4 protein-coding genes, 4 tRNA genes and 1 pseudogene are annotated in these 9,695 nt (G+C 34.6%); 7 read left to right on the top strand and 2 right to left on the bottom strand.

Annotated features, from left to right (window positions below):
* Positions 1-270: 270 nt before the first annotated feature.
* Together HMPREF3208_RS04545 and HMPREF3208_RS04540 are read right to left on the bottom strand one after the other, a co-directional pair.
* Positions 271-2,457: a DUF2075 domain-containing protein gene (locus HMPREF3208_RS04545; RefSeq protein WP_016636600.1), complete on the bottom strand. Its 2,187-nt coding sequence runs from the start codon at positions 2,455-2,457 to the stop codon at positions 271-273.
* A gap of 168 nt (positions 2,458-2,625) precedes the next feature.
* Positions 2,626-3,213, bottom strand: coding sequence for a hypothetical protein (locus tag HMPREF3208_RS04540; protein WP_230953092.1), 588 nt, complete (start codon positions 3,211-3,213; stop codon positions 2,626-2,628).
* A 468-nt stretch (positions 3,214-3,681) separates the two neighbouring features.
* On the opposite strand from HMPREF3208_RS04540, the gene HMPREF3208_RS04535 reads away from it, so the two are divergent.
* From HMPREF3208_RS04535 to HMPREF3208_RS04510, 7 genes and pseudogenes are all read left to right on the top strand, one after another.
* The gene (locus HMPREF3208_RS04535; protein WP_064347422.1) at positions 3,682-5,946 is read left to right on the top strand and encodes a KAP family P-loop NTPase fold protein; all 2,265 of its coding nucleotides are present in this window, start codon (positions 3,682-3,684) and stop codon (positions 5,944-5,946) included.
* Positions 5,947-6,089: 143 nt separating this feature from the next.
* A complete protein-coding gene (locus HMPREF3208_RS04530; RefSeq protein ID WP_064347420.1) occupies positions 6,090-6,863 on the top strand; it encodes a MerR family transcriptional regulator in 774 nt (257 codons plus the stop codon).
* A gap of 879 nt (positions 6,864-7,742) precedes the next feature.
* Positions 7,743-8,037, top strand: a pseudogene (locus HMPREF3208_RS06970) (hypothetical protein).
* 734 nt (positions 8,038-8,771) lie between these two features.
* Positions 8,772-8,844, top strand: a tRNA-Gly gene (locus HMPREF3208_RS04525).
* Between the two features lie 28 nt (positions 8,845-8,872).
* A tRNA-Cys gene (locus tag HMPREF3208_RS04520) sits at positions 8,873-8,943 on the top strand.
* A gap of 28 nt (positions 8,944-8,971) precedes the next feature.
* Positions 8,972-9,043: transfer RNA gene (locus tag HMPREF3208_RS04515), tRNA-Val, on the top strand.
* Between the two features lie 40 nt (positions 9,044-9,083).
* Positions 9,084-9,156, top strand: a tRNA-Val gene (locus HMPREF3208_RS04510).
* Positions 9,157-9,695 lie beyond the last annotated feature (539 nt).

The following is a 9,695-nucleotide window of genomic DNA, read 5'->3' as shown; positions in this document are numbered from 1 at the left end:
AAATGCACCAAAACATATATAATAATGTGATATACGATAAAAGATAACGCAAAATATAACAGAACAACAGCACAACTACACGTAGAAATAGTCAAGCACTGTTACTTTCTCAGCTGCTTGACTGAGAATTTCACGGTGTTTGGGCTGTGGATTGCAATACAGAATATTCAGGCGTAACTTTATACACCTTTTGGCTTAACTACACACAAACATTTTTCCATGTAATTGTGGATAAAAGTTGCCAGAAGATTTGTTACATAAGCAGGTAACTCAAATCAATGAATTACGCTTACGTTGAGCCTCTAATAATGCCTTTTCTAACTCCGTGTCGACAGCAAAAACGTATAGTCCATTAACTCCACGTTTCAATAATACATTGATCTCATTTTTAAGATTATCAATTGAATAGTCTAACGTAATTTTTTTATTTGATGATAAATCTTTAGAATGCCTTTTATTAGTTGCTTTATCGTTTCGACTATTTTCCGGGCAAAAAACAACTTTACCATTACGATATTGCACTGATGGACCAATTATTACACCAGCATAATTTAAATCAAATCCTTGAATAGTAAATGTAGATCCAATCTCATTTATAGTATGAGACTGTTCTGCCCATGATTTTTTTGATTCTTTTATTGAATGTGAATGCTTCGCGTGGTTTTGCGATGACAATTGATAATTCCAAGGATGGCTAAAAACCTTACCTTCCTTTTCCAAAATTTCCAACTCGTAACTACTAGCATTAGCATATGGACCAAGTCCAATATGCCATTTTCCATTGTTATCGCAATACAAATCTACATTCCAAGTACCATTTACCGCGTTAGGGTTATTCTTATTGCTCTTATACTCCCAGTCGTATGTTGCAACAAGACGTGATAATCCGTGTCCATCGCACCCAGAAGCTTTTTCTTCAGATTTAGACTTAATAGCATTAAATAGCTTAATGGGCGAATCAAATACTTTGAAATCAAAAGGTTTATTGCCAGTATTTGAATCTTCTTTTTTTGTTTCATAATTACGACATACTGGAAGAGTATCAATACAACCATTGTATACAAAATTTTTAATCCATTCGAGAACATTTTCATTAGCTCTCATACGCATCTGATTTTCAAGAATGAAACGACGAACACTCACACTTATTGAATCATTTAATAATAATTCTCCACAATCATCATCATTTTTGAAAGAATTCTTATCCTTGTAATCTGTTCCCAATAATTTTTCTAAATCTTCGGAATTCCAACGCTGGTTGCTTTGTAAAATTTGATTAGGATCAAAAGCTGCGATAACAACTCGAGACCTACATAAAATATCAGACAACATATTTGAGCCAGAGTAAGCCTGATTAGCTTGTGTATTCAACAAATGAGCCTCATCAATAAGAGCTACATCACAGCAACGTTTTGGTCTGTCAATAATGCCACGTCCTTGTTCTGTTTGTTCGCTAAAACGATTAATAAACTGGGAAGGTAGCATAACAAGTTCATCATTATTTTTTTGTAAACGTAATTTTGTTGCTATTTGATTGTATACATTCACTTGTTCTTTATGATTTACAATTATGCAAGCAGTTTTCCTACTATTAATAGTTGAAAATTGCTTATATTCATGATCATAATCTTCTTCGTCGTTTCCTTCTTCAATATCCTCATAATTGTATTGGAGTGATTGGTTTTTTATTTTGCTTAGCTTGTTACAAATTTTATAGAACAAATCACTAAGTAAAACTGTTTTTCCGGTACCAGCATCACCCTCTAATAAAATAAGCGTGGATGAATCAGAGTTACACTTATTTTTTGATTGTAGAGCTTCATTAACTATATCTATAACTTTGCTTTCAATACTCTTCTGTTCAGTAGTCAATTTATGAAACGGTGACGCTTTAAATAAAGCTGAGTCGCGAATAATTCCTTCTTCTGGAAATAAATCTGGATCCATGTCATGAAGCTGAACCCATATTCCAGAAAAAATACGTTCAAACTCTTCTTCAGGATAATATTCACCCTGAGGATTGGTTCTACGATTAGTAACTTCATTAATTGAATCGACGCTTAACAAGTACTGCATAAAGCGATTTTCAACATCTAGAGTAAGTGATTTATTAAAATGCTCATTAGCAATAATATACTGTTTTACTTTACCTTCAGACAGTTTCTCCCAATCATCTCTGATTTTAGTATCAGCATTCAGATGCTGTTTTGTTCTTTCCTCAATATTGTTAGTTTCACCAACATAAACTGTATATTTTTCGTATTCTTTTTTATGAACAATATAAACAGTTGGAAATTTCAGCAAGTAATGCTTCAAAACCTGAATAGTTTGGTTATCAAGATCACTTCTTTTATACTTTAGATTTTCATTAATACTATGTTCTAGTTCATTGTCTTTGAAAACCTTATAAGGTAAATCAACAATTATGGACTTAGGTGGAACAATAGCTTTCATCATGATTCAATGATAGCTATTTGATAAGAAATATTCCATTAATAAAAAAACTAGTAAGAGTGGCAAATTCACAAATGTTTTTTCGAATTGAATACTTTTGGTTTAGCATTATAAATTTTCGACTATAAAATTTAATTGTCGTATCAAAACTGTTTCCTTAACGCAACAATTTTAACAATAGTATTTTTTCTTGTCTTTTAGCACTGCACTCTTTATCCATCTTGGACATCCGCATTTATTACTAGCAATATTGAGTTTATGTTTATCTTTTATAAAATGAGGATTGATTTGAATAAAGTTGTCACCTCTTGGGCTAGTTGGAATTATTAAAGTCCAAAAATACATTCCTGAAATATTTGAGTATTGAAGAAGAAAACAATATTCATGAACCATTAAACAATCATCTGGGATATATTGAATATTTTCTTTTTGATTTTGAATCAAATTTGGCAAAGCACATATATACGCTACATGCATGTAATTAAAACTATTATCTAAAGGAAAATTAATTTTGAATAATTCAATATCAGTTGCAGGTTCCATTCCTATGTTACGCACAATCTGTTTATTTAAGTCAAGTTCAACATATGGAATTTTATTATTCTCAGGCAATATATATTGACCAATTTTATCTAATCTAAAAGCGCGGAAAATAAAATATAAGCCTGTAATTAAAAGAGAAGATACAACTGAAATAATTATGCTATTTACCAAATTATTTAAGTTAATGTTAATACATAATGACTGAATGCTATTCAAAATATTCTCTCAATTCTTTAAAGCCTTATTTTACTCATACTACAATCTAAAATATCAGTATTGCAATGAAGGCTGTGAAAGTACTTAATTAAGTTACGTAGACTATAAACCTATTGAAAATATTGGCGGAAATTTATAGGAAAAATAAAAGTATGATAGTATTGTAGTTGAATTGCGGTGGACGTCTTCGGACTAAACCTGGAAGAATCTGATGCGTCGGGTTCTTCTTTTTTCTTTTACTGGGTTATTAGTGTAAGACTTATAACCCCTTTTATTTCGGTATTTCAACCCGCAATACTCTATCTTAAAGTTTGCGTTTTATGCGATAACATTTTCAAAATCTTTGGCTTGTAGCTCAATTTTTGAAATACGTAATATGTAATGATTAGATAAAGAATAATTTGCATAAATGATTAGAATATAGATTATTATACGAAATACTGCAATTGCAAAAGTGGGAGAAAAAATATGGGCTACGTTGCAGATAAACCTATTGAAAAAGCTGATGAAGATCTATTGGGAAGATCTGATTTTGCGAAACAATTTGGAAAATCGATTTGTGAATATGATAGCAAAGATGGTCTTGTAATCGGTTTGTATGGAAAGTGGGGAAGCGGCAAGACATCTATTATAAATATGGCAATATCTGAGATTCCAGTAGATAAATCAGAGAAGAAAAAATGGTATTCAAAAGTATACAAAAGAATCAAAAAAATTTTTACTTCACAAAAAGCTGAAGAAGAAGATCAATGTCATTATCCAATAATTATAAGATTTTCGCCATGGAATTATTCAGATAAAAACAATTTGATTAGTTTATTTTTTCATGAATTGAAGAATAAATTAGGTGTTGCTAAAGGAGAAGAGAATAAAGGAAAAATCGGAAAGGCTATAAGTCAATATTCCGATATTATTGACGTTTTATCATTTATTCCAGTAGCTGGGCCTGCAATCGCTCCTATATTGAAAACTACATTCAAAGCAGTAGGTGCTAAATTGATGAAAAATCCTAGTTTGAATGAAGCTAAAGAAAAATTGTGTGAGGCGCTAGAAGATTTTAACCACAAAATAATTGTTTTTATTGATGATATAGATCGATTGACTACTCCTCAAATTAAAGATATTTTCCAATTGGTGAAACAAGTAGGCGATTTTCCAAACATCATTTATGTACTTACGATGGATAGGGAAATTGTTTGCAATGCTTTGTCTGAATATCACAATATTGACGGAGATGAATATTTAAAGAAAATTGTTCAAGTTTCTTTTGAAGTTCCTGAAATTGATAAAACAACAGTGCATGAAATATTAAGAGATCGCCTTAATGATATTGTTCATAAAAGCAAGAATGAAGAAGAATTTGAAAATAACAAATATTTTGAAACAGTACTTGAAAACTGTGTAAATCCATATGTAAATAATATAAGGGATGTAAATAGATTACTTAATGCTTTCCGATTCAAATATGGCGCTTTATGGAAAGAAACATCATTTGTTGATTTATTAGCTATTACTGCAATAGAAATTTTCGAACCTAAGCTATATGAATGGATTATTGATAATTCAATCTATGTATGTGGACCACAATCATATAACGATTTAAATAAATATGAAAAAAGAACTTATGAATACTATAAAAATGAATTCAAACAGTTAGGACTAAATTCAGAGTCATCTATACGAATGCTCATATCGATGTTCCCCCAATTCGCTAGGTCTATTAATTACATTGGCGAATATTCTCATTCAGATGATTTGCAACTTTTAAGAGATAATCGCATCGCATCTGTTGAAAAATTCGATTTATATTTTATGTTTGACATGAATAGAATTAAGGTTTCAAGAGAGAAAATTTATGATTGTTTTTACAAGTATAATAAAGATTCCATAATTGAAACCATTATAAAGTCTGAGAAGGAAGGTGTTCTTGACTATTTGTTAAGAAATATGGAGGCATTGGTTGATGAAGAATATTCAAATCGTTTGAAGTTTGTTTTGTATGCTACCATTGATTCGTATGGAGAACTCGTAAATAACCAAACAAATGTAATACATGCAGATTCTGTTTTTAATGAAATAGTTAAATTCGTGTTTTATATTATTAAAAAAATTGATTCTGAAAATGAAAGGCATGAGGTAATTTATTCTATTCTTAAGAATTCTAATAAATCTAATATTGGACTTATTGCAGATATTCTTGATCAAGAAGAAATGGCATTTGGGAGATTTAATAATAGACCAGAGCGTAAGGATTTGCAATTAATTAACTTAAAGCATTTAGAATCTCTCGAAAAAATTTATATAGACAAAATTGAACTCATTTCAAAATCTGAAAATATGCTAAAAATAGGAAGCCTTAATAGAGCATTTTATGTGTGGGAAGATCTTGATAAAGAAGGATTTGAAAATTATGTTAAAAAACTATTTAATGATAAAGTCAGTAAGCTTAAGTTTATATGCACTAAAGCATATCCCTTCCGTGACTCGAATGATTATGGATGGGATTTTAATTTAAAAAGTTATTCAAATTATATTTCTAGAGAAGATCTCTACAATGAAATTAAAGATTCCGTTAAAAATCATTTAGATGAATTTACTAAAGAAGAGCAAATAATATTAGCGTCGTTTGTATTGAATTATGAAAATAATAGTGATGACTTTAACCATGCGACTGAGCGAGAAGCGTTGCGACTCATAGAAAAGTGGAAATCTGAAAGCAGCTTAGCAAAATAATAGATAATATTGGGCACTAGCGCACTGCAGTTAGTGCCCAATATTTTTGTAACGATCGACTAACCGCAAAATATTTAAAAAACCACCTACACGCGCGTATCAAAACTGTTTCCTTAACGCAACAATTTTGATACACTTGCGTTATGTCTATGTTTGTGAATGATACTCTTCTTACGCGTGAGGAAGCAGCAGCCCAGCTAGCAGTTAGCACTCAGAGAGTTAGCGCATTATGCTCGAATCATTTACTAACAACATACGCATTTGGAAGTAGGAAGATCTTAATTTCACTAGATTCTGTAAATCGTTACAAACAACAAAACTCTAAAAGCGGTAGGGCATATGCTCCGTCATTAGCTTTTGCTGCATTGTTTATGCTTAGTGGTTGTGAAGTTTCGTGGATCAATAGGCAGCAGAAGTATCGCATAGAAGCATATTTGCGCTCAATTACTCCACAAGAGTTGGTTAATCGTTCCAGAAATCGCGCAAAAACAATGGAATATTGGTGCAGAAAATCGCGTTTAGCAGAACTTTCAAAGCACTTAATACTTTCAGCTGCAACTGGGAATATGCACTCACAATTCCAGCTTACGCGAACTGACAAAATAGAAGGATATGCAAGCAGCAACAATCTAGGTAATCTAATAAATAAGTTTCATCTTAAAAATAAAGAAGACGGCGTAGATAGTTCAATAATTAATGTTAGAGTCCACGTTATCGACGATTCTGAAGTTTTCGATTTTATTCGCCAAAATGTTTCTTCGCGCATTACTGAAGAAACTCGAGCAACATCGACAAAATCCTTTATGCCGATCGCAGTGTGCGCTGCAGATTTGGCCAAATCTCTTGACGTTCGCGAGCGCCAAGCAGGATTAACTAAGCTCTCAGAACTGCTTACAAAATACAATAATGCAAAATAAAGTCTTATATGACAAACAAAGTTGTGTAATAAAGCGATAGTTGATACTATCACTGGAAGGAGTTTCCCTGCGTTGAAAGTTGGCTTCATGCCGTCGGTTGATTTACTCACCTTAGGCGCTGTGTGGGCTCCTTTACTTTTGGCTATAACATATGAATCATTAAAGACTATAAAACAGTTGTAATATACGAAAGCTAGTCATACCCTCAAACCAACTCATTACGAGATTAAAGGGTAAGAGGAGAGCCCTAGCTTTTACTTCGATTCTATCATATGAGTCTTTCCCTAATACGCAGTGGTAATCCTTGAGGCGCACTAAGTAAATAAAGAGTCCCGAACAACCCAAGTGTCCGGGACTCACTATCCACTATACTGCAGGCTCATTATGAAATTAGATGCAATATTATCAGCCATACTCTCACTCGTTATTATCGCTGGAATATGGTGTCATTTTCCGCCTTGGCTCATAGTCTTTCCCGCATACGCGGGAGTGATCCCATTTTAACTATCATTGTTATGATTTGGTTAGATTTGCGACACGATAATAAGCGCAAGTAAAAAACGGGGGTTCCAACCAGACCAATTGGCTAGAACCCCTAGCCTTCAATCTTTCCACACGATTATGAGTAGAGCAAGAGTATTAGGTATTATTTCAGCTATCTGCGCTATTACCGCATACGCGGGGGTGATCCTATAAATATTGTGATAAGATATAACCAACGTGGGGACCTCGGCAACCAGCTTTCAAGACTGGAACATTAGTCTGAGGAGCACCCCACGTTTTTCAGTTTTTGCAACGATTGAGCGAGAAAAGAAAAAAGGCTGGCTCGTCAATACAGCGTTCCCAGTTGTGGAAAAATAAGAAAGGAGTGAGAAGCTGATGAACATGCAGAAAATTTATTATGACATGGCTGAGAAACTCCGGCCTTACGCTGAGCCACACATGGATAAACTTTGCAAGAAGCTGCTAGTAATGCTACATGCGCAGGAGAGCCTTATGAAGCGTTAGCAGATTACTTAAGCTTTGCATGGAACACCAAAATACTCCTCGAAAACTTATTATTGAAGCATACAATCTTATTGACGATGACTATCTTGATTTATATAACGAAATGGTAGATAAACTAGGGATTCCACGTCGTCAACATTCTGCAGATTACGACGAAGATGAATAAATCTTATATTAAAAAATACTTAAAATGAAGATTGCGAGGGACCCCCCGACTAACAATCTGACGTAAACGGCAGCTGCGAGGCCCTCGCGTTACGTTCATTATAGTGTATTTTTTTAGAATATTCAATGCAACAAAGGATTCGATAAATACTATTGTTCAAAAACGTTTATCTAGAGAAGATACGAAGCTAAATTGCGTGTGCATAATAGAAAACGGGAAAATTAACTATTACAAAAGAGCTGGTCATTCCCCCAAACCTACCCCGTGAAGGGTCAAGGGTAAGGGGAGCCCCAGCTCTCAATTCGATTCTATCATATGAGCACATTCCTTATGCACAATGGTCACTCATATTGTTGTTATTGTTTAGCTAGATTTATCATAAGCAATAATCGCATGTATCAAAACTGTTTCCTTAGCGCAACAATTTTGATGCACACGCGCGCTAGCTCCATAAATTAGATTTAACACACGCTCCAAAAGTGAGACAGTCCTCTCGCAAATGGAGCGATGCACGACAGAATCAGCTCCAAAAGCGAGAAAAGTTGCGCACGATTGTAGCAAACGGAAACAAATAATACACTACAAAAAAACAAGCCGCGAAAAGCTGGCTTTCTATAAATCACGCACAAGCAGCAGCAAGCGACACGCCAAAATAGGCGAGGGCTTGCATTTGAGATTATTCCGAGTATAGTAGTTACTCGTGCTTCGGCGCTGGGAAATCAGCAAAAAGCATTGCGGACATAGCTTAGTTGGTAAAGCGCAACCTTGCCAAGGTTGAGACCGCGGGTTCGAGTCCCGTTGTCCGCTCTAGGTCCGATGAGTTATTCGACCTTACGGTGGGTTAGCCAAGCGGTTAGGCAGCGGCCTGCAAAGCCGTATAGATGAGTTCGACTCTCGTACCCACCTCGATTAAGCGGTAGCTTAATACACAACCGGGCGGTTGGCGCAGTGGTAGCGCACTTCCCTGACACGGAAGGGGTCACAAGTTCGAACCTTGTATCGCCCACTCGAAAGGATTGCCTTTCACGCATAATTAAAAAGATTTTGGGTGATTGGCGCAGCGGCTAGCGCACTTCCTTCACACGGAAGGGGTCATAGGTTCGATTCCTATATCACCCACAATTGGTATGCAGCGAAGTTCGCTGCTTTTTTGTTTTTTGCTTGTTTTTTCGCTTGTAAGTTTATTTCGGAACTGTTTTCCCTAATGTGTCAATTCCCATGATAGGGGGTTATTGGATTATTTCCCAAAAATAGAGCTTGAAATCAAAATGTGGGGGTTATAGGCCAAAAAGTGTGTAAAGCTAAGCTGTGAATATTCTGTGGCATAAGCCATAGTCTCAGCACTGTTAAAAACTCAGTTATCTAGCCGAGAAAGTAACAGTAATCACTCAAACATTGTTACTAACTCAGCTAACGAACTAAGAAAATAACGGTCATATGTTACTGGTGCAGTACGTAAACTGCGCTAGTAACAAATAAGCGGAGTTATACGTTATTCGCGCAGTACGCAAACTGCGCTAGTAACAGCGTTTGACGATGTATTGTTGAATATTCAGACAATTCTTGCTTCAAACATTCCTAGCTTGAGGAATAGCCCACATTCGATATACCCAAGCCCTACTGCCATAAGGGTTATGAGCTGATTTTTTACACAGTTT

Origin of the sequence: Gardnerella vaginalis, assembly GCF_001546485.1 — a bacterium.
Taxonomy (GTDB): Bacteria; Actinomycetota; Actinomycetes; order Actinomycetales; family Bifidobacteriaceae; genus Bifidobacterium; species Bifidobacterium vaginale_D.
This window is presented reverse-complemented; position numbering and strand designations above follow the sequence as displayed.

Excerpts from the sequence above, each read along its gene's own strand:
- HMPREF3208_RS04545 (WP_016636600.1), bottom strand. The coding sequence starts at position 2,457 with ATGATGAAAGCTATTGTTCCACCTAAGTCCATAATTGTTGATTTACCT.
- HMPREF3208_RS04535 (WP_064347422.1), top strand. The coding sequence starts at position 3,682 with ATGGGCTACGTTGCAGATAAACCTATTGAAAAAGCTGATGAAGATCTA.
- HMPREF3208_RS04530 (WP_064347420.1), top strand. The coding sequence starts at position 6,090 with ATGTCTATGTTTGTGAATGATACTCTTCTTACGCGTGAGGAAGCAGCA.